General features: G+C 64.9%; 12 protein-coding genes. 2 read left to right on the top strand and 10 right to left on the bottom strand.

Annotated features, from left to right (window positions below; all coding sequences use genetic code 11):
- Positions 1 to 60 precede the first annotated feature (60 nt).
- From ACIQLI_RS00060 to ACIQLI_RS00015, 10 genes are all read right to left on the bottom strand, one after another.
- Entirely contained in the window at positions 61 to 891 is an 831-nt protein-coding gene (locus tag ACIQLI_RS00060) for a DNA-formamidopyrimidine glycosylase family protein (protein WP_400383718.1), read from the bottom strand.
- Positions 884 to 5917, bottom strand: a complete 5034-nt coding sequence (locus ACIQLI_RS00055; protein ID WP_400383715.1) for a DEAD/DEAH box helicase — start codon at positions 5915 to 5917, stop codon at positions 884 to 886. The genes ACIQLI_RS00060 and ACIQLI_RS00055 overlap by 8 nt, the downstream gene beginning before the upstream one ends.
- Before the next feature lie 56 nt (positions 5918 to 5973).
- Positions 5974 to 6606 carry a DUF4232 domain-containing protein gene (locus ACIQLI_RS00050; RefSeq protein ID WP_400384760.1) on the bottom strand — a complete coding sequence of 211 codons (633 nt, stop codon included), beginning with the start codon at positions 6604 to 6606 and terminating at the stop codon, positions 5974 to 5976.
- A 104-nt stretch (positions 6607 to 6710) separates the two neighbouring features.
- Positions 6711 to 7454 (bottom strand): YcnI family protein, encoded by a 744-nt coding sequence (locus ACIQLI_RS00045; RefSeq protein WP_400383713.1) that lies wholly within the window; start codon positions 7452 to 7454, stop codon positions 6711 to 6713.
- Positions 7455 to 7572: 118 nt separating this feature from the next.
- Positions 7573 to 8193 (bottom strand): hypothetical protein, encoded by a 621-nt coding sequence (locus ACIQLI_RS00040; protein ID WP_400383710.1) that lies wholly within the window; start codon positions 8191 to 8193, stop codon positions 7573 to 7575.
- A gap of 153 nt (positions 8194 to 8346) precedes the next feature.
- On the bottom strand, positions 8347 to 8904 hold the full coding sequence (locus ACIQLI_RS00035; RefSeq protein WP_400383707.1) for an SRPBCC family protein: 558 nt from the start codon (positions 8902 to 8904) through the stop codon (positions 8347 to 8349).
- Positions 8905 to 9052: 148 nt separating this feature from the next.
- A complete protein-coding gene (locus ACIQLI_RS00030) occupies positions 9053 to 11035 on the bottom strand; it encodes a serine/threonine-protein kinase (protein ID WP_400383704.1) in 1983 nt (660 codons plus the stop codon).
- A 75-nt stretch (positions 11036 to 11110) separates the two neighbouring features.
- Positions 11111 to 15400, bottom strand: a complete 4290-nt coding sequence (locus tag ACIQLI_RS00025; RefSeq protein ID WP_400383701.1) for an FtsK/SpoIIIE domain-containing protein — start codon at positions 15398 to 15400, stop codon at positions 11111 to 11113.
- Between the two features lie 56 nt (positions 15401 to 15456).
- Positions 15457 to 16800, bottom strand: coding sequence for a hypothetical protein (locus tag ACIQLI_RS00020; RefSeq protein ID WP_400383698.1), 1344 nt, complete (start codon positions 16798 to 16800; stop codon positions 15457 to 15459).
- Positions 16797 to 19658, bottom strand: a complete 2862-nt coding sequence (locus ACIQLI_RS00015; RefSeq protein ID WP_400383696.1) for a hypothetical protein — start codon at positions 19656 to 19658, stop codon at positions 16797 to 16799. Before ACIQLI_RS00015 ends, ACIQLI_RS00020 begins: the two co-directional genes overlap by 4 nt.
- A gap of 233 nt (positions 19659 to 19891) precedes the next feature.
- On the opposite strand from ACIQLI_RS00015, the gene ACIQLI_RS00010 reads away from it, so the two are divergent.
- Both ACIQLI_RS00010 and ACIQLI_RS00005 read left to right on the top strand, forming a co-directional pair.
- On the top strand, positions 19892 to 20173 hold the full coding sequence (locus ACIQLI_RS00010) for a hypothetical protein (protein WP_026547649.1): 282 nt from the start codon (positions 19892 to 19894) through the stop codon (positions 20171 to 20173).
- A gap of 176 nt (positions 20174 to 20349) precedes the next feature.
- Positions 20350 to 20696, top strand: a 347-nt coding sequence (locus tag ACIQLI_RS00005; protein WP_400383693.1) for a hypothetical protein, incomplete at its 3' end; no start/stop codon positions are given.

Raw genomic sequence — 20696 nt, 5'->3', positions numbered from 1 at the left:
GACCCGGCCGGCGGGCTACGGCGGGGCTGGTTTTCCGGTGGAGTGTTTGCCGTTTCCGCATTACGGTGCCGGCTGGCATCGCGGGCAGAAGTAGATGTCGCGTTCTTCGGTACCGTCCGGGCCGGCCAAAAGGCCACGCCGAACCGTGGCGCCACAGCGCCTGCACGGTTGGCGTTCCCTGCCGTAAACCCAATACCCGGGCCTCAAGGCGCGTGGGCCCAGAGTGGTCCGCCGGCCTGGGCCAAGGTTTTCGCCGAGGAGGCGTTTGGCATCGTTGATCGTCTTTGCCAGATCCGGAACCTCTCCCACCGGGAGGGCGGGGTGGATCCCGGAGAGGTAGCAGGCTTCGCAACGATAGATGTTGCCAATGCCGGCAAGTTTCCGCTGGTCCAACAGCGCAAACCCCACGGTGACGTCCGGCTCGGCCCGGAGCCTGCGCAAGGCCTCGTCCTCGTCCCAATCAGGTCCAAGGAGGTCCGGCCCCAAGTGTCCAACTATCTTGTCTTCCTCGGCGGTGGGCACCACTTCAAGGATGCCCAGGGAGAACCCCACCGCGTCAGCCGTGGCTGTGCGGAGCACACACCGTGCCGTATGGCCGGGCTTGGTCCATCGACCACCCGGCGGATAGATCATCCAGTTCCCCTCCATTTTCAGGTGGGAGTGGATGGTCAGGGCACGCGGCCTTTTGCTGGCGCCGGGTTCCTTGTCCACTGGGCCGGCGAGGCGCATGAGGAGGTGTTTGCCCCGGGGGACCACCTCGGTCATGGTCCACCCTGCGAGGTTAAGGGTGGCGAAGCGTGGCACGCGGAAGTCGGAGGCCGTGATGGTTTGCCCGGCCAAGGTCTCGTTCAGCCGCGACGCAGCGCGCCAAATGGAATCACCCTCAGGCACGGATCCGGAGTCCCTTCGGGGTGGAGTAGGCGCCGGCAGCGGCAAGGGCAACGGCGATGGGGGTTTCGAGGAGGTCGTGGCCGTTGACCTTCTCCATGAAGAGCTTGTCCACGGCCCCGCGGCGCACCACATCCACCAACGCCTGGGCCGCAAGTGTCAGGAGGGCCTCGTCTTGGTTGAAGGTGAGCAACGTCTTGCCGCCGCGTTCCACGTAAAGGACCAACGCGCCGTCGACCATCACTACCAGCGCTCCGGCCTTCCGTCCGGGACGGTGCCCGGACCCGGCGTCGACTGACAAAGCAGGCCACGGAAGGGCGGCACCGTACGGGTTGGCCGGATCCGTTGCGGCCAAGGCCAGAGCCAACGGTTCTGCCTTGGAAATGCGGGCATCCTCTGTGAAGGACCTCAGCCGGTCCACCGTTGCCGGGACCGCGAACTGGGCAGCCCCCAAATGCTCGATGAAGTAGCCGCGACGGCACCGGCCTGCCTCTTCCAACCGGGCCAGCACCTTGTACATAAGCCCGAAGCCGCCAATGATGTTCTCCGCCATGACTGAACCGCGGGTCACCACGCCGTACCTGTCCAGCAGCAGTTCGGCCGTGCCGCGGGCATGGATGGTGGGATCCAATTCCGGGGCAGGCAGGGCGGACCAGCGGCCCACAGCAGACGGTGGTGCAGCAGCAACTCCGCCTGAAACCGATCCGTAACGTCCACCGGTAAGCCCGGGCGAGCCCAGCAGACCTGACCCATGGGAGCGGCCGAGCCTGCTGAGGCGCGGAGCCCGCGCCCTGGGTGCCTTGGCCACCTGCCGGTGCGCGGTTTTACCACCGGCGATCATGGCGCGCACCGGAGCGAAAGTATCTCCTGTCACCCGGCCGGCCCAGACCAGGTCCCACAGCGCAGAGACCACGGCGTCATCACTCAACACTGAGTCCATCCCGCCGGCCACGTCTGTGAGTTGCCGGAAGAAATAGCCTCCACCTGCACTGAAATGCTCCAGGAGCCGCTGCTGGGCATCGCCGGGTTCGAACTCGGGGGAGGGGTTGAGCGTGAGCTCGGCAGAATCGGCCACGTGGAGGCTGATCCAGCCATCGTTTCCGGGGAGCGACCCCGCCCCGGACCAGAGGAGTTCCCCGGCGGCCATCAGTTCGTCCAGCATGGCGGGTTTGTAGTCCGCCACACGGCTCGCCAGCACCAAAGGCTCCCATGCTGAGGCGGGGATTGGTACGCCGGAGAGCTGGTCAACGGCCGTGATGATGCCGTCCAGTCCGCGCAACGCCTGGCTCCGCGACTTGCCCGGTGCAGTGACGTTTTGCCAAGCCGGCAGGAACCGCCCGTAGGCGGCGGTGTCCACGGGCTCCACTTCGGCGCGGAGGGCGGCCAGGGAACGGCGACGCAGCTTGCGGAGGACGTCCGCATCGCACCACTCGCTGGACGGCGGTGCGTCCAGCGACATGAGCTCGCGATCTGCGCCTTCCGCCGGGGGCTGGGGTTCGGCCACAGCGTGTGGACGGAACTCCCCCTCCACCACCCGGCCGTCCCCGGCCAGGCGTTTCAGGGCCGTGTTGACCACCGCGACACCGAGCCCCAACCTTGAGGCTGCTTCCGACGCCGTGAACGGTCCGTGGGTGCGGGCATACCGGGAGACGAGGTCACCCAACGGATCATTGACCGGTTCAATGAACGCCAACGGAACACCCATAGGCAAGGGAACGCCAATTGCGTCGCGGAGCCTCGCGGCATCCTCCACCGCAGCGAAGCGCTCGACGCCGCCGATTGTCACCTTGAGAGCACGGTTGGCTTTCTGCAGGGCAGCGAGGTGGGATCCGGCGTCGGTGACGGTGCCTGGTGGCGCGGGTGGCGGAGCTTCGTCCAGATGTTCTGTGGCGTCCGGATGATCTGCGCTGACAAGCTGTTCCAGCTTTCCATCCTGCTGCACTGTTCCAACTGGCTCCACTCCTTGAAGCCGTTCCGCCACTTCTTCAATGCTGAGCGGACCCAACAACCGCAGCAGGTCAGCGACGCCCTCCATCCCGCGCACTCGGCGGTCGGGGGCCAGGCGTTGGAGCTCCCTTTCCGTGGAGTCGATGACTGCCGCATCCAGGAGCTCGCGCAGTTCCACACGCCCCAGGAGTTCGTTGAGGAGAGTGGAGTCCAACGCCAGGGCAGCAGCGCGGCGTTCCGCCAAAGGAGAGTCGCCCTCGTACAGGAATTGGGCCACGTAGCCGAACAACAGCGACTTTGCGAAAGGGGAGGGCTGCTGGGTTGTGGTCTCCACGATCCTGAGTTCACGGCGCTCCACGGAAGCCGCAATGTCTTTCAACGCGGGGAGATCGTAAACATCCTGCAAGCATTCACGCACTGTTTCGAGCACGATGGGGAAGGACGGATACTTCCGGGCGACGTCCAGCAATTGGGCTGAGCGTTGACGTTGCTGCCACAGGGGCTGGCGTTTGGCCGGGTTTTGGCGTGGCAACAGGAGCGCCCTGGCCGCACACTCGCGGAACCGTGAGGCGAACAGTGCGCTGCCACCCACTTCTGCGGTGACGATCTGCTCCAGTTCCTCCGGATCGAAGAGGAACAGTTCAGCACCGGGCGGCTCATCTTCCATCATGGGCACGCGCAGGACGATGCCGTCGTCGGCCGCCATCGCGGACCCGTCCAGACCGTAGCGCTGTTGGAGCCGTTGGCCGACGGCCAGCGCCCACGGAGCATGGACGGGCATCCCGAAGGGGCTGTGGAGCACCACCCGCCAATCGCCCAGCTCGTCGTGGAAGCGCTCAACCACCAGCGTTCTGTCGCTGGGAACAATCTCCGTGGCTTCCTTCTGTTCCCTGAGGTACTGGAGCAGGTTGCTTGCCGCGAAGGCATCCAGGCCACTGGCTTGGCAGCGTTCCATGGCGGGAGCCTCGTCCGCTGCGGAGAGTTCCCGGATGAAAGCGCCCAAGGCCCGGCCCAGGTCTACGGGCCTGCCGAGCGAATCACCTTTCCAGAAGGGGAGCTTGCCCGGTTGGCCGAAGGCAGGGGAAACCAATACGCGGTCGTGGGTGATGTCCTCGATCTTCCAACTGGTGGCGCCCAGCGCAAACACATCACCGACCCGGGATTCGTACACCATTTCCTCATCGAGTTCACCAACACGGCGGCCGCCCTTGGCCGCGCGGGCTGACGCGGTCGGTTCACTCCCATCAGCGCTGCCCGGGGAAGCTGAGCCCTCAACCTCTGTGCCGATGATGTAGACGCCGAACAGTCCACGGTCCGGGATGGTGCCACCGGAGGTTACTGCCAGGCGCTGGGCCCCGGGCCTGCCTTCGATGGTTCCTGCATGCCTGTCCCAGATGATGCGCGGCCGCAGCTCGGCGAACTCGTCTGAGGGGTACCGGCCTGCCAAGAGGTCCAGGGTGGCCTCGAACGCGGATCGCGGCAGGCTGGCGAACGGTGCGGACCGCCGGACGGTGCTGAACCAGTCTTCGACGTCGATGCTCCCCAGCGCAGTTGCCGCCACCGTCTGCTGGGCCAGGATGTCCAAGGGATTCGTGGGGATGCTCAACCGCTCAATCTGCCCACTGAGCATGCGTTCCACCGTGACGCTCGTGTGCAGGAGATCAGCCCTGTGCTTGGGGAACAGCACTCCTTCGGAAATCTCACCCACTTGGTGTCCGGCGCGTCCTACCCGTTGGAGGCCACTGGCTACCGACGGCGGAGACTCCACCTGGATAACCAAGTCCACAGCACCCATATCGATGCCCAGTTCCAGTGAGGAGGTTGCTACAACGCACCGGAGCCTGCCGGACTTGAGGTCGTCCTCGATCATGGCGCGCTGGTCCTTGGACACCGAGCCGTGGTGGGCGCGGGCCAATACGGGGTCGGCGCCAGTCGTGCTGCCGGCCTGCGCCATCATGTGGGCCGGCGTGGCGGTGGAGGCTGGAACTGTGGATGCCGGAGCTGTGGACACAGGAGCTATGGACCCCGACGCGCCGGGGCCTGCCTCCGGTGCTGCCCACTCGCTGCCGCCTACAGCCATCAATTGCCGTTCAGCGTAGATTTCGTTGAGCCGGGCCGTCAGGCGCTCTGAAAGGCGCCGGGAATTAGCGAACACAATGGTGGATTGCTTGGACAGGACCAGGTCAACAATCTGCTCCTCCACATGTGGCCAGATCGACGCTTGGGGCTGCAGGCCGGAAGCCGGGCCGGAATCGAAGGCACCGGCGGCGCCCTGCAGGTCTGACATGTCCTCCACAGGCACCGTGACCGTGAGGTTCCAGTTCTTCTTGGACGGCGGAGCCACGATCTCCACTGGGGCCTGGCCTGCCAGGAACTGCGCGACCAACTCGCGCGGCTGGACGGTAGCCGAGAGACCGATGCGCTGCGCGGGCTTGGGCAGCAAGGCATCCAGACGTTCCAGTGAGACAGCTAGGTGAGCCCCGCGCTTGGTGCCCGCAACCGCGTGCACTTCGTCGATGATGATGGTGTCCACTTCGCTGAGTGTCTCCCGGGCACGGGAGGTCAGCATGAGGAACAAGGACTCGGGTGTGGTGATCAGGATGTCCGGTGGGTTGGTCAACAGCGTACGGCGATCTGCCGCCGTCGTGTCTCCCGAACGGACCCCGACCGTGACAAGCGGTGCAGGCAGTCCCAAACGCTTGGCGGTCTGGGTGATGCCGATCAGCGGTGCCCGGAGGTTCCGCTCAACATCCACGCCTAGAGCCTTCAGCGGTGAGATGTAGAGGACGCGGGTTTTGGTCTTGGGGCGTTTGGCCCGGCCCTTGCCGTTGGCCGGAACGCTCTCCATCCCGGGGAGGGTATCCGACGGGGTGGAATGCAGCCGATCCAGCGCCCACAGGAACGCTGCGAGGGTCTTACCGGAACCGGTGGGAGCGACTACCAGGGCATGGGAACCTGACGAGATCGCGTTCCACGCCCCGTCCTGCGCTGGGGTGGGCTCGGAAAAAGCGCCGAGGAACCATTCTCTGGTTGCCTGGCTGAAACGGCTGATGGCGCCATCCGACGCCTGCGGCTCCTGCATTCATCCATCATGCCCCACGGCCCCGACAGAATAAGACGGAGCCGTGGGGGACAGTGTCAGACTGCCTGGAATGCGGTGATGGTCAGGAGTTTGATACCGGCGTTGCTGCACGCATCGTGCGGCTCAGCGACGAACAGCGATGCGGTGTCGTTCGGCGGGTAAATACGGAAACCGGCAGCGGGGACCTTGGTGCAATCGCCGTAGTTACCGGCCTGCGTGTAGCGGATTTCGGCCCACGCCGACTTGCCTGCGGCCAGTTCAATCTTGGTGACCGGGGTGGTGGTTTCGCGGGTTGCCGGTTCGCCGATCGGTTCACCATTGGCATCGGCGGTCAGCGAGACACCGGCGAAGCCTTCCAGGATGCAGGGCGCGGTGCCGGAGTTCGTCAAGATCAGCTTCTCGTAGATGCTGCCTGCCGCTCCGCCGCCGGTTGAGTCGGTAGACGCAGTAAGGGACGCTGCTTTACACAGGGTGGCTTCCGGAGCAGCTGACGTCGCAGACGGCGACGGCGTCGTTGTGGCCGTTGCCGACGGTGAGCTGGGGGTCGACGACGCCGACGGAGTTGAAGAAGTGGGCGGGGCACTGCTGGTTCCCGCCGGGCTGGGGCTTGGCCCGCAGGCTGCCAGGAGCAGCAGTGATGCGGCTGCCGTCGTCGTCACAAGTCCGGTTCTAATGCGCTGAGTCCACATGGGCACCAGCTTTGCCCTGGCTGTGAGGTGAGTCAATTGAGCCACGGCGAAGTGCCTGGATTGGCGCCCGGATCGTGATCTTCCGAGCGCCAACCCTGGGTCAACTACTTGGAGGAATCAGCCTTGACCACCGCAGGCTTGGCAGCGCGGCTGCGGAAGAAGGCAGCACCGCCCAGGCCCAAACCAGCGATGCCGGCGATCAGGCCGGCCCAGCTGCGTGCCAGCGAACCGTCATCGGAGGTCACTGCGGAAGCCTGCTCGGTGGAGACGGCGTTTGCAGCGTGGTGGTCACCTTCCGCAGCAGCAGGGGTGATGGTGACCGACGGCGCCGGAGCCTTGAGATCGTGGGGGTCCTGGCCCTCCTTGGCGATCTCGGACCAATCGGTCTGACCCTGCTCGCAGGTCTGCAGCGTGGGGAAGTAGAGGGTCTTACCGGCGGCGTCCGGCAGCTTGACCGACAGGACCAACGCGTCACGCAAGTGCGGGTCCAGCGGAGCCTTGGCCGTGTAGACGATTTGGCTGGTGCGCTTGGTGATGGTGGTGCCGTCATCCAGCTTCTTGGGCTCGGCGAGGGTCTCCGTGACCTTCTCCACGGTCCAGTTCGGGTTGACGGTCGGCTGTGCGTCATTCAGCTCTTCGGGGAGCGAAATGGCAACTTTTGTGGTGCCGAACGTGTCGCAACCGTGGGGGATGCCGAAGGTGACCAAAGCGTACGAGTTGGCAGCGGTCTTGTTCGGATCGGCGGATACGTGGGCAGAGGCTCCGGCCAGACCTGCCATCATCAGGGCGGCGGTTCCACCGGCGACGGCGGTAGCGGAAAGGGTGCGACGGATGGCGGACTTGTTCATGGGATTGCCTTTCGGGGGCGCCGGCTGAGGCGGCGCGGGGGTACGGGTCAGTGCCCGTCACCATGCAAAGGCTGTGCGTTTGCGGCGCGCTGTTGCGTCGCCTTGGTGCCGGGCGGAACTAGGAAAGTACGACGACGGCGGGCGGGCCGCGTCGACTGTCTTGCCTGAGGTTCCGCCAGGGGCGGGGGATAAAGACACCGGACGCGCCAACTGCGGCAGGCGAGGCACCGGCGTCGGGCCTGAACACCAAGGTGGGCAGCGCGAGCAGCGGCCGTAGCCAGGCCGCCAACTGCCAGAGCGCATCTTCACCCTTGGTGAGGACGATCGCAGACGCAAAGGTAGCGAAGACGTGGCCCACCAGCATCAGGGTGCCGAAAGCCGATCCGAGCTCATGGGTGTGCGCTGCTGCAATATCGATGCCGGGGCTCAAGGAATCGCCGCCGAGGTGGTGGTTTGCTGCCGGACCCGTGGCCGTGATGGGCCCCAAGGCGGTGAAGGCCTCGTGCAGCGCCAATTGTCCCGCGCCCAAGAGTCCCGCCATGAAGACGAGGTTCAGCTTGAAACGGGTAGCCAGTGTGGCCACCAGAGCCGTCAGCACCACGAGCGCCAACAGAACCGGGGCCGTGGGAAGCGTCCCGCCGCCCGCAATGTGGGCACCTGCTGCGAGGAGAACCACCACAAGAGAGACCGTGCCCGACCGCAGCGCATGGAAGGGAGCCCGGGTCCGCGATGTGCGCACGTGGTCCTCCCTTGTCTCTCTGGCTGATTGATTGTCGGCGTCTTGATTCTATCGGGAGTTCGGCGCCGGTCTGGCCCCGGATGGGTGGCTATGTGGATAGGTGCGCCGAGGGGTTGGCTCTCGGCACTTTGGCAGCGCCGAAAGAGGTGAGAGCTAACCCCTCGCGCGCCGGACGAAGGTTGGTTGTGGGGGATGAGGCACTTTTGCTGTGGAAGTGGAACGACGACGGCGGAGCTCCAGTTTGAGGCTCTCCTCGCCGCGCGCCATGGCCCAGTGATGGTTGGCCGAGAATGCGGGTTTCAGGAGCCAGCTCAACCTGCGCAGGAGGGGCTTGGCAGCGTTGACCCGCCAATCGTAGGTGATGACAACTTCCGGGCCGTCGGTTTCGAATGTCCAGCGACCTGTTCCATTGAGGTCGCCAGCGGCGGTGAGGGCGAAGCCGTCGAGGCTTACGGGCTCCGTGACGGTCAGTCGCCATCGCAAGGTGTACGGGAGCCAACCCTTGGTATGGAGGTCGAAGGTGGCGCCAACGCCGTCGGGACCGCCGTGCGTCACGGGGGTGACCTTCAGGTAGACGGAGGGCCACCAGTGCCTGAGAGTCGCGGCATCACCAAGGATGTCCACCACTTCCTGGCGGGTTCCCGCTACACGCCACACGGTGACGAACTCGTAATCGGTGCTTTTGCTGGTTCTTTTGGTGGTCCCGGCCATTGTTGCCTCCGCGGTCCGTGCTGGTTCCGAGGGTGTCTTGTGGCATCCGGGGCCAATCTACTCCTGGCTTCGCCGAAGGGTTAGCTCTCGCCCCTTTGAGCGCGTGAAAGGGGTGAGATCCCGCCCCTCGGCGGAGGCGAAGGGGGAGCTACTCGCCCGAGTTCTCCCGCGAGGTGATGCCGAACGGGGCTGACTTGAGCTCGGTGAAGTTTCCCACGCTGGCCCGGACCGTGCACTGCGGCGTGATTTGCAGGGCTGTGACGGTAAGCCCCGAACTGTCCACTGCCAGCGCCCCGCCGCAGCCATCGGCGAACCTTACTCCCTGCTCACCACCGGTGACGGCAGCGAGCATCTGGGATGCCTTACCTGAGGCCGGGCTGACGTAGAGGGGATTAAGTTCATCGGCACCGCCGGCCCACACAGGGACCAGCGTGATTTTCAGGGGGCTGGGCGTGACAACGCGTGCAGGGGTGCGGACCTCTACGCCCTTGAGTCGTTGCACCGGGTACGCGGTGCCTTTGACCGCAGAGTTTTGCGTGGCAGCCGTGGTAGCAGCCGATCCGCTGCGAATCCAGGCGTCCATTGCCTTCTGGTCAGCGGGCTGCACAGGCACCTTGGCGGTCAGTTGCACAGTTCCTCCGGCAGGAATCTCCACCCCGGAGACTTTCCAGCCACACTCAACGTCCAGTCCGGAGATGGAAGCCTGGTTACGGCTCACAGTGCCGCCATCCCACGTCACAGCCGGGCAGGCTTCGCCATCGGCAAGACCGGGAATGACCTCCAGGAACTCACCGGACAACGGCGCTTTCTGCGCCGAGTAGGACACCGTCAAACGGACCTGACCGGAAGAAGGCTCGTACATGGCGTTTCGTGAAATGGTCAGGCCGGTCGGCAGGGCAGGGTCCTGCAACTGGGCCGACAATTGTTGTCCAGGCGGCGTGGGAGCTACCTGAGTGCTGGTGGGGGATAGAAGGATGAAACCCACCACCATCGCCACGATCAGGAAGACCGCGCCAGCGCCCAGAAGCAACGCTTTGCGTGTCCGCCAGAACGGGGTCGCGTCTTTTTCCTCTGAACGTTCCTCCGCCTGTGGGCGGACTTCGCGGCGCGGCATGGGACGGGCGATGGTAGCGCTGCCTGCCTGCCCCAGATCCGGGGCAACCACATCGACGCCGGCAGATGGCGCCGCTGCAAAGGCGGTAAGTTCGTCATCGGTAAAGGCGCCGCGAACAACGGTGGCCGGGCGTTCGACGTCGTCGAACTCTTCAGGCGCTGTCCCCCGGGAGAGAGCAGGCTTGCCGGCAAGTCCAGGCGCCAAGCGCCGGAGGTTCGAAGCCGCCTCACCGGCTGTTGGGCGTTGGTTGGGGTCCTTGGACAACATCCGTTCGAGGACGTCCCACAAAGCATCGTCCACGGGAATACGGGGAGGGCGGGATGAGACATGGCGGTAAGCCACGCTGAAGTCCGTGCCCGGACCTGCGAAGGGAGTGCGCCCGGCAAGGAGTTCGTACAGCAGGACACCCGTGGAATAGATGTCTCCGGCGGGACCTGACCGCCCTTGGCTGATGAGTTCGGGAGGCATGTACTGCGGGGTGCCGATCAGGCCGGTCGTTTGACGGATCTTCTCACCCACGACGTCGGAAATGCCGAAGTCGGAGACCCGTACGTCGCCGCTTTCTGACTCGGCCCACGGGCGGGCCAGCAGCACGTTGTCCGGCTTGATGTCCCGGTGCGTCACTCCCCGTGAGTGGGCAAAAGCGAGGGCATCGAAAATCTCGGCGGCCACTTTTACGGCATCTCCGGGCGGCAAAGGGCCACTGTCTTTGACGACGTCGCGCAGCGAGCCACCCGCGATGTAGTCCATGACGATGGCCAGCCGTTCACCCTCCACCACCATGTCCCTTACCGTGACGATGCCGGAGTCCTGCAGACCAAGCAGGACGGATCGCTCGCGAACGAACCGTTCCACCAAGGAGGGGTCATCGGCATGCTCCGGGCGCAGCACTTTGGCCGCCAGGATGCGGCCATCGGTGGAGGTGACGGTCCAGACTTCACCAACAGCGCCAGAGCCCACGCGCTCGCCGAAGCGGTATGACGCGCCCAGCGCCTGACCGGTTTGTGCCAATTGCATGTCCGTACTCTCCAAAGCTATCGATCTGATTCCCGAGGCCATCCCGCGGTCCCCTGCAAAGTATCTCTGGTTGGTTTAGCTCCCGGGGCTCAGGGACTGGATCAGTGACATCTGCCCGCCGACGCCAAGGTAGCCTCGACCGGCGGTCAGCGCCACGGGTGCCTTCCGTGGAAGGGTGGCGCCCAGCAGTTCGCCGTCGTAATTGACGTCGGGCTGGAGCACCACGCCCAGGCGCGATTTGCGGATGGACTTGGTCCAGTGGCTGTACAGTCCACGCAGGTCAGCGGCCCGTCCCGAGGCAACGATGCAGAGCCCCGGAGGCCCTGAAGCGATAATCCCCGCAATGGACTGATCGGTGTCCTCGAAGCGTTCGGAGTCGTCGATCAGCAGGAACACCGTGCCGCGCTCGATCCGCAGGGAGGCCAGCAACGCAGGCACTTCGTCCGTGCCTACGGCTACGCGGTCCAGATCAGCGGTGGCCAACGGGGAGCGGCGGTCGCAAATTCCCCAGACCTGGGCCGGTCCCCGGGAAGTGGCTACGCCACGGACAGCCTCGGCCAAAGCCAGCAGCACGGTGGATTTACCGGAACGGGCCGGGCCGGCAATGAGGGCGTGCTCGCCCTCGTAAATTTCCAGGAAGGCCGGTGAGAGGTCCGTTTCGCGGATTCCCACGGGGATGTGCCACGGTTCGGTCTCCAGTTGTGGCTTCACACCCAGATCCGCCATGGTGACGTCTGTGGGCAGGCTCCTGATTGCCGTGGTCTTGGCAGGCGCGTCTCCCCAGCCTTGGCGGACACGGTCCACAGCGGCTTCCAACCCGATGCCGGGAGTCGCGACATGCATCTGCAGGGAGGTCCGCGGATCCACGCAACGTCCCGGGAGCGCAGCCGGGACGTGTTTTGCCCGCACCCCGAGCGACGAGTAGTCGTAGGTGTCGGCAAGCCGGAACAGCCACTTCTGCAGCGTAACTTCATTCATCACAGAAGGAACTGCTTTGGCACGGGTCGTGGTCACGGCGAAGGAGAGCCCCAGCGCCGGCCCGTCGGCATAGGCCCGGTACAACAGGCCAAGGAGTTGCTGCCCTTCAAAGTCCTGGAATTCATCGCGCAGGGAGGCCAGGCCGTCAAGCAGGACCACAGTGCGGCGATGCGTACCCGGTGCTGCCCTGCGACTTTCCAACTCTGTGTTCAGGTGCCGCAGGAACCGCGCTTGTTGCTCCTTGGCGCCGGCACCGGTTCCCACATAGGCCACGGTGTGCGGCAGGCGTTTAAGCATCTCAAGATCACCGGAACCCATGTCCAGAACCATGAGGTCCAAATCGGCCGGATCTGCGTCCTTCGCAAGCGTCAACGCGATGGTCGCCAAGGTGGTGCTCGTACCTGAGCCCGCCACGCCCATGAGCATCAGGTTGCCCACGGACAGGTCCCAGCCGGCGGGCGACTGGCGCTGCAGCTCAGGTTCGTCCAGCAAGGTCACCAGAACGGTAGACCCCTGCACGCTGCCGACAGTTGGATGGCTGGCTGCAGCGGCGTCCTCCGGAGACCCCTCCGTCAGGAATCCCTCCAGTTCCACCCGCTCGCCCAACGCCTCCGGCCAGACCTGCCTCGGAGGGGCGTATCCGGCTTCAGCATTGGCATCGACCACTGCGTCGATGAGCAGGTCCAGGTCGTTCTCGTCCACAGCAGCGGACCGGGCTACCGCAGGTACGGGGGCCGGGACACCGAACTGCCGGATGTCGCGGACATCGACGGCGGGACCGCCGTCGAGCTGTGCCTGTCCGGTGACCAGCGCGGTCTGGACGGGCGTGATGTCGTCCTGGCCGAGTTTCACAAAGGCGCGGCCCATCTGGGCCCTGCCGATGGCCGAGGCAGCGGGCACGCCAATCACATTGTTGGAGTCATCGCGGCTCTGGACGCGCAACGCCACTCGAAGGTTGGTATTGGCGAGAATGTCATCGCTCACCACACCGGCGGGGCGCTGCGTTGCCAGGATCATGTGCACTCCCAAGGTGCGGCCCACGGCGCCAATGCTGACGAGGGCCGTCAGGACATCCGGGAAATCCTTGGCCAGCATGGCGAACTCATCGACCACCAGCAGCAAGCGCGGCATCGGCTCGGCGGGGTTCGTGGCCAAGTAGGCATTGAGGTTGTCGATTCCCTCGCCTGCCTCTGCGAAAACCCGCTGGCGACGCTCCATCTCTGCTTCCAGGGCGATCAGGGCCCTGTCAGCCAGTTGTTCGTCCAGGTTGGAGATGGTTCCGATGGTGTGCGGGAGGCGCTCGCAGGCCTTGAAAGCGGCCCCGCCCTTAAAGTCCACCAGAATGAAGTTCAACCGGGTGGGATCGTTGCGGGCCGCGAGTCCGGCCACCAGGGAACGCAGGAACTCGGACTTTCCGGATCCGGTGGTGCCGCCCACCAAGCCGTGTGGGCCGTCCTTGACCAGGTCCAGGGTGAGTGGCCCGTTCTCACCGGTGCCTATGGGTGTGGAAACCCCGGTGGGGGCTTGCCACAGTCTGCGAATGGTCGCTGCATCTGGGCGCTCATAGCCAAGAAGACCCGGCATCCGCACCAGGGCGGGCAGGGAGGCCCCGGGAACGCTGAGCTCAGGATCATCGAAGTGTGCCAGTCGTGTGGCGCAGCGCAGGGCTTCTTCGTGGTCGAGGCCTGCCAGGATGACGTCCTCCACACGGGTCAGATCCTCCGGCTGGTCAACGGTCGCGGCAGCATCCGTGCCAACCCTGATGATGGTGGTGCAGGAGGCCGGCAGTTGCTCCTCGGACGTCGCTATGACGATGCCCGCCACGCGGGGTGGGCGTTGCTGGGGGTTGACGTGGCCGCCCGGAAGGGAACGCCCCATGCCGAGCAAGGCCCGTGCCGGGGCATCCCTGCCCTCTGTCAGTACGTCGGAATCGAGGACCACCATGAGCGCCGGGGTGGGCAATTCCTCCACTGAGTCCTTCAGCATGCGCAGCATGGCCAGGCTGGTCTCACGGTGCGCGGACATCCAGCGATCGCCCGTGCTACTGCCGGTTTGGCGCGTGTGGGGGAGCCACGAGGCCCATTCCCATTCCTCGGCCCGGCCGGCGTCGCAGAAGACACCGATCGTCAGATCTGCCGGACCAACATGCACGGCGGCCTGGGCCACCAGGGAACGGGCCAACGCCAAGGCTCCTTCCCGCGAGCCAACAATGCCCACTACTCCGGCGTCGGTCAGGTCTACCAGTACGGGTGCCGCCAGGAGACGGGCTGCAGTGAGGGTTTCCTTGACCTTTTCGTCCGGGCGCGAGCCCGCAGCACGGTCCACCTCAGGCTTCCACGGCACATCACCCGTGCCTGCATGCAGGGCCAGGAAGTCGTCCGAGTCCGCACGCCGCTGCCACAGTGAGGTTGCCGGAAGCGCAGACCGGCGGACCACTGTGGCGGGATCGGGGACCATCCTGTGCCGGCGGGCGGTTTCCACCTCGGCGGCAGTGCGGATCTGCTTCTCAAACTCCTTGAGCGCTCCGTCGAAGCGCTCGGCCTCTTCCTTCAGGCCACGGGCATGGCGGCGTTTTTGCTCGAACCACATGCCCACCGCCATCACCGGACTGAGCATGGCGAACATGGCGAAGCGCATGTCACGGAGAATCATCACCATCGCAACCGCCATGACCAGCGGAGCCAGCACCGTGATGTAACTGAACTTGTTGGCCGGGGGAACGTCCTTGCGGCTCGGCGGGACCAAAGGATCCCCGGCCGGTGCACGCCCTGGACGCGGTGGCCTGTTAAAGGGAGCAGTGGCTGCTGGCGTCAGGTTGTGCAGGCTGCCTGGCGCGGGGGCCGGGGTCTCGTCCAAGGCAGGGCGGAGGAGAAGGACCGTGCCGCCTGCCGTGATGGTGGCCGTTTGGGTGACCAGAACCCCGTCCTCGCCCACAGGTTCCCCGTTGACCAAAGTGCCGTTGGTGGAACCGCCATCCACCACGCGGAGCCCCTCCTCTTCACGGCGAAGACGGAAATGATCCCATGAGGCACTTTCAGTAGGGAGGCTGAGATCGGCGTTGGGTGACCTGCCGATGAGCATGTCGCGGCCTAGCGGAACGTCCACCACGCCCCCAGTACGCTGACCGCCGGCCAATGTGAGGCTCCAATCACGCACGCGGTGCGGCATTGGCCACGGTGCACGTGAGATGCGGCTGCCTTCCAGCAGAATCAGCTCGGACAGCGGTGTGGCTCCACGAACCTCTGTCTCATTGACGAACACAGGTTCCTCAGGGCCAACACGGGGTCCCCCGGCGGCTTCCACTAAGTCGGACAACGTGATGGCGGGCGCGGCGTGGGCAACCTCGCACTCGAAACGACGATCGTCCAGGTCGATCAGCACACGCACCGGGCGCTCCTCCTGTAGTGGAACTGTTCCCCTCAGGCGTGGGGACAGAAAGGTTGTTAGGGGCTGGCAGGCGCCGGAACCCAGACGAGCCGCGGGGCGTTTTCGTCTGCCGGACGAAGACCGAGGTCTTGTGGCGACGCGAAGACGGGGATCGCGTCAGCGGTCAGTGCCTGGGCTTGCGTGAAGTCGAGCGGGGGTCCGGCGAGGCCTTCCCCGGGGCCAAAGGACAGGGTGCGCAGCGACGCCGCGACCTTCGACGGTTCCTTGCTCCCAGCCAGTGCAGCCGCGCGGACCAGAGCCACCACGGCGTCGTGGCTGCGGGCGTCCGCGGCCCACGCCTCGGCGGAGAACGGGGTATCGTCCGTCAGGTTCTTGACCTCCGGATTCCCTCCAGCCAATCTGATGCCGGAGAGGAATGCGGACATTCCCCGCCCTTGGGCATCCTGCTGGAGTGCGATTGCATCTCCGGTGGCCGGGGCAACGCTGACCAGTTGTCCTGAAGCGGTGCCGTCCAGCTCCGCGAGCGAGGATGCGAACGCGGGGGTGATGGCGCCGTCGGGAAGTACCAGCGGAACTGACACATCGCGTGACTGGAGGGCTTGGACCAGGCGGGCGAGGCGCTGCGGCGTTGCCGCCGACACCACAACGGCGTCAGCCGGGTTGGCTATCCGTATGCCTTCAGCATCTGCCGGCGCGTCCTTGGCCGGAGGACGGAGCTGGTCGCCTGTACGGATGGCTGCTTCCTGGGCAAGGTCGCCTACCTCAGTGAAACCTTCGAGGGACAGGGTGTCCGCCACCGTCACCGAGGCGGGGGCCTGACCGCCGTCGCTGACCAGCAGCACCCGGCTCTTGCCGGCAAGTGCGGTCCCAACGGCGGCCTGGATGGAAGCTGCCGTGGGTCCGGTGGTCCACGTGGTTTGAGTGGGTTCGGAGGCTTCGGCGTAGGGCAGGATGACCGGGAGATTGCGCTCCTCGGCCGCCTTCGCTGCGGCAAGGGCCTGGGGCCCGGTGCTTGCAACAACGACCCCTGACACACCCTGCTCAGCAAGGGCGCCGACGGCTGCACGTGCGCCGTCTTCAGTGCCTTGGTCGTTCTGGGTGGGCAGGGTGACCTTTGCGCCGCTCTGGGCGAAGCGCTGCGCGGCCACCACGGCGCCTTGCGCTGCGCGGTTGTATTCGGTACCTGGCTCGCCGGACTGGCCGAACGTCATGACGACGCCGATCGAAAAGTCCGCCGGCAGGCCGTCAGCTTTCAGGGCAACAGGAACTGTTGCCGCCACAGGATCGGGCCGGGGAGCTTCCGTAGGACGGTTCAGCGTCATCACCAGGACTGCCGCTGCGGCAATCACGACGGCGGCTCCGGCAGCAATCAGGGCGATGAGACGTGCGCGGGGGCTCATGCTGCACCGCCGATCTTCAGTGTGTAGAGCGTCTGAGAGGTAGCGCCGGCCGGCACTTCGAGTTGGAACGGCGGCAATTCATCCACCGCGGTGAGCGAGGCCTTGAACTGGGCCTGGCGCAGCAGGAGTCCTGCCACGTCCCGGGAACGGATGTTTGCGTAGCCTTCGGCGTTCTGCGAGGCAAGGGCCAATTGGAAGTCCGCGGTGTCTGCTTTTGCCGCGCTGGTGGCCATCGAGCCGAGCAGGCCTGAACCGTTCACCGCCCTGTCCCCGAGGTCCAGCATCACCTTGTTGAGGCTGGACGCGAGAAGCGCGCTGGCACCTTCGACGTCGCGGGTGGAGCCCGACGTGCTGGCTGCGATGTTGTCCAAGGAGGCCTGGGTGCTCTTGGACAGCGCGGAGGTCAGGTCACCGCTCTGCCCCAGGAGCTCGTCACGCTGCTTGTTGACCGTTCCCTCGGCGTCTTTCACAACGTCGTCAGAGGTGGACTTCAGCCCGGAAATGGACCGGTTGAACGCTGTAGTCACGGCTTCGGAGCTGGCATCGCCGATGTCGGCAACCTGCCTCACCTGTTCGTCCACGGTTTTGTAGACCTCGGCAGCAGTTTCGGCCGAAACGTCGCGGAGTGATTCTTTGATCTTGTCGCCGAGCATGTCCTGCTGCTCTTTCAACTTCGCAAGTGCCTTGGTCACCGTGCCGGAAGATTCAATCGCGTCAGCGAGGGCAGTGTCGAGCGACTCGAGTCCTTTTTTGGTTCCGTTCACGTTTCCTGTTGCGGCGCCGTCGAGCGTCTTGACGGCGGTCTTGATCGCTTCCAATTTGCTGTCGCTGGCGTCGAACGTTGCCTCCAAGGCCGTGAAGGCCTGGCCAATTGCCTGGTCGGCGGCGGTGGTGTCAGTCGCTGCGAGCACTTCGTCCCAGGCAGCTGACTGAGCTTCGAGCCGAACGTCCAGGGGCTCCTTGAAGCCCGGCGGCGGATTCAGCGCGGGTGAGGGGTTGCCGTCTTCATCAGTCGGTTCGCACGGCACTGACGTCAGGTAGGAGCGCAGCCTGTCAACGTCCTTGGCGGACAGTTTGCCTTTGCCCGGGATGAGTCCGTCGTCGGACAGCTTGCAGAGTTCGTCGGCCAGTTTCTGGTTTTGCTGCAGCATGGAGCCGTTCAGCCAGGTTCCCTGACCGAGTTCGCCCTTTGCTGCCTTGGCATTGGCGGCGATGGCGAGGAGTTTCTGCCGGAGGGTGTCAACACTGTTCTGTGCCGCGGTGGCTGCTTTACGGGTCGCGGTTGCAGAGTCCTCGGCTGACTTGATGGCTGTATCCAGTGCCGCGAGTGCCTTGCTGTAATCCTCCGAAGTTCCGGAGCCGTCAAGCATCGCACCGAGGTCCGTGCGCACCTTTTCAAGTGCGACGGCGGACGTCGCCTGGTCTTTGATGGCATTTTCCACGACCTGCGGCTGAAGGCCGGAGACGAGTTTGTCGCCTTCTTGGACCAGACCCAGAAGCGCTCCGGTGACAGTGACGGCGGAACCGTAGAGGGAGCAGGTCATTGATCCCTGTTCAGCGCACTCTGCAGGGGTGGGGTTCTCGGGTCCCATGGTCGCTTTGAGAGCGCCGGCGACGGTGTCACGGCAACCAGCGCTGACCTTTGCATAGGCATCCAACTGTGAGGACATGGTGAGAACGCTGGAATACACGGTGGCTGCGGGCGCAGCCTTGGCCACCTCAGCGGTGCAGCCGTCGCCTGTGATGGGGGTGACCGGCGGTGTGGCGGAAGTGTCGCCCAGCATCGCATCCACGGCGGAGACCGTCAGTTTCAGCTGCGACATGGTGGTGGACTGGGTGGCCGTGGTTGAAGACTCCAGGTCAGAGCCGAGAACCTGCAGTTGCTGCTTCAGGTCCGACATCGTCGCGGCAAGGGCCTTGGAGTTGTCCCGGAGTTCACCGGCTGTTTTCGCGCCCAGGGTCTGCGAGGTTGCCTGGAGGTTCCGACGGACATCGGTGATGGTGGATCCTGCTTTCGCCAAGACGGTGTTGACATCCGAGACCAGCGAAATGGTGCGGCGCTGCAACTCCATCTCCGAGCCTGTTCCGGACGAGAAGGCACTGGCGAGCACACCGTTGGCACTGAGGTCTGTATTGAGGCCGGGCTGGACGGCGACGTCGAATTCGGGAACCTGGAAGTCCTTCACGTCGGCGGCGAGACGCAGCGTGGTGCTGGCGCCGGAACGCGGGGGAGCCAGGACGGTGGCCCACTGGACTACGGTGGCGCCGTCTTCCGTACTGCTCAGGACTCCGTTGGTACCCGTGGTGCCGTCGGCCGAGCCGGGTGTTACGTCATCCGCCCGGATGCCGGGGAGCTTGGTGGACGCGGCGATTGTCAGCGGGGCGCCCACCAGGGCGGTGTCAGAGCGGGCCTGGCCGGCGGCGTCGTACTGGATGGTCTGTGGTTTGACGGTGAGGTTCTCAAGTGTCAGATTGATCTCGACCGGGCCGGTGTGGCCTTTCAACTCGGCGAGGTCGGAACCTGATTTCTCGCCGGCGCGGTACTGGAGGCTCACGCGAACCGGGAGTTCGCCCACTACCTGGGCGGTGTCATAGGTGGTGCTTTCCGCCGAGGAGTCACCCTCAGCGGACACCGAGATGGTGGTGCCCTCGATCTTCTGCACTCCGGCGGCCGGGGACAGGCCCACGCGGACACTCTGCAGGAGTTTGACCGGGTTGGACACCGGCTCCGGCTCAGGTGGCTGGGTGCACGACGTGGTCGCGATCAGTCCCAGTGCTATCAGGGCGATGCCCAGTGCGCGGCCCGGTGGGATGCGACGCCCTGGTTGGTGCTGCCTAAAAGTTGCATGCCTGGGCATGGATCGTCCCCCTCATTCCGTTCACGGTGCCTTGAGCATCATAGAGGATTGCACCGACGAATGGACTAATCTCACCCTGTTGGGCATCCGTGCAGGTCACGAACAGTCTCACAAGCCGCATCGGTTTGTATTTTTGTTGGATTAATTGGGCGGGGTGCTGGTAGCTTGGTGTCCGTCTGGTCGCCGGGGGTTGTTCCTGGTGTTGCGATTGTTCTTATTGGGAGGAAAGTTCTATGTCGCGTGTGTTGTCTACTGAGCAGGCCAAGGCTGCTATTGGTCAGGTGCAGTCGATTATTACTGGTGGGTTTACGGATCAGATTTCGGCGTTGGATGCGCAGGGTCGTGTGTTGTCGGATCCGAATGTGTGGGATGGTCCGTTGGCTGCTGAGTTCCGTGGTTCGACGTGGCCGGAGACGAAGGCTGCGTTGGATAAGGCCAAGGAAGAGTTGGAGCAGTTGCGGGGTCAGTTGCAGAAGATTTCGCAGGATATTTTCTCTGCTGGTGGCGGGGCCTGATTCTTTTTTTGGTGTGAGTGTGGGGGCCGGGTGATCGTGCTGCGTTGATGCGTGGTGTGGTTGCCCGGCCGTTGCACTGTGTTGTTGTGGTGCGGGTTTTGTCCACCCTGTTGTGGTGCGGGTTTTGTGGGTTGTTGGGTTTTGTTCGCGTTCTTGTTCTGTGGGGGGCTGTGGTTGTGACCGAGTTCGTTGAGATGCCGTTGTTGCCGGATTCCGATGGTGCCCATGGTGGCCGGTTTGTGTATGGGGTTGCTGAGTCGGTGAAGGGTGCTTTTGAGTCCGCAGCGTCGCGGGTGCAGGAGCATTCGGGGTCGCGTGGGCCGTTGGTGACGGGGGCGGGGGAGGATTTCCGGGGGCATTTTTCGGAGGTGTTCGCGGCGAACGCGGTGACGGCGTCCCGGGACGCGGAGTCCCTGGCTGCGGCGTTGCGGACGGTGGCCGGGTATGTGGGGACCATGATTTCCGAGGCGCGGGACGAGGATGACCGGCGTCGGCAGAACAACGAGTGGGTGCGGCGGCATAA

It is taken from the genome of Paenarthrobacter sp. NPDC091669, assembly GCF_044756725.1.
Lineage (GTDB): Bacteria > Actinomycetota > Actinomycetes > Actinomycetales > Micrococcaceae > Arthrobacter > Arthrobacter bambusae_C.
The sequence above is the reverse complement of the archived record's forward strand: the minus strand, read 5'-3'. Positions and strand labels throughout refer to the sequence as shown.

Bases quoted from the DNA above. Each gene is read 5' to 3' on its own strand.
- ACIQLI_RS00055 (WP_400383715.1), bottom strand. From the start codon at position 5,917: ATGCAGGAGCCGCAGGCGTCGGATGGCGCCATCAGCCGTTTCAGCCAG.
- ACIQLI_RS00050 (WP_400384760.1), bottom strand. From the start codon at position 6,606: ATGTGGACTCAGCGCATTAGAACCGGACTTGTGACGACGACGGCAGCC.
- ACIQLI_RS00045 (WP_400383713.1), bottom strand. From the start codon at position 7,454: ATGAACAAGTCCGCCATCCGTCGCACCCTTTCCGCTACCGCCGTCGCC.
- ACIQLI_RS00035 (WP_400383707.1), bottom strand. From the start codon at position 8,904: ATGGCCGGGACCACCAAAAGAACCAGCAAAAGCACCGATTACGAGTTC.
- ACIQLI_RS00030 (WP_400383704.1), bottom strand. From the start codon at position 11,035: ATGCAATTGGCACAAACCGGTCAGGCGCTGGGCGCGTCATACCGCTTC.
- ACIQLI_RS00020 (WP_400383698.1), bottom strand. From the start codon at position 16,800: ATGAGCCCCCGCGCACGTCTCATCGCCCTGATTGCTGCCGGAGCCGCC.
- ACIQLI_RS00015 (WP_400383696.1), bottom strand. From the start codon at position 19,658: ATGCCCAGGCATGCAACTTTTAGGCAGCACCAACCAGGGCGTCGCATC.
- ACIQLI_RS00010 (WP_026547649.1), top strand. From the start codon at position 19,892: ATGTCGCGTGTGTTGTCTACTGAGCAGGCCAAGGCTGCTATTGGTCAG.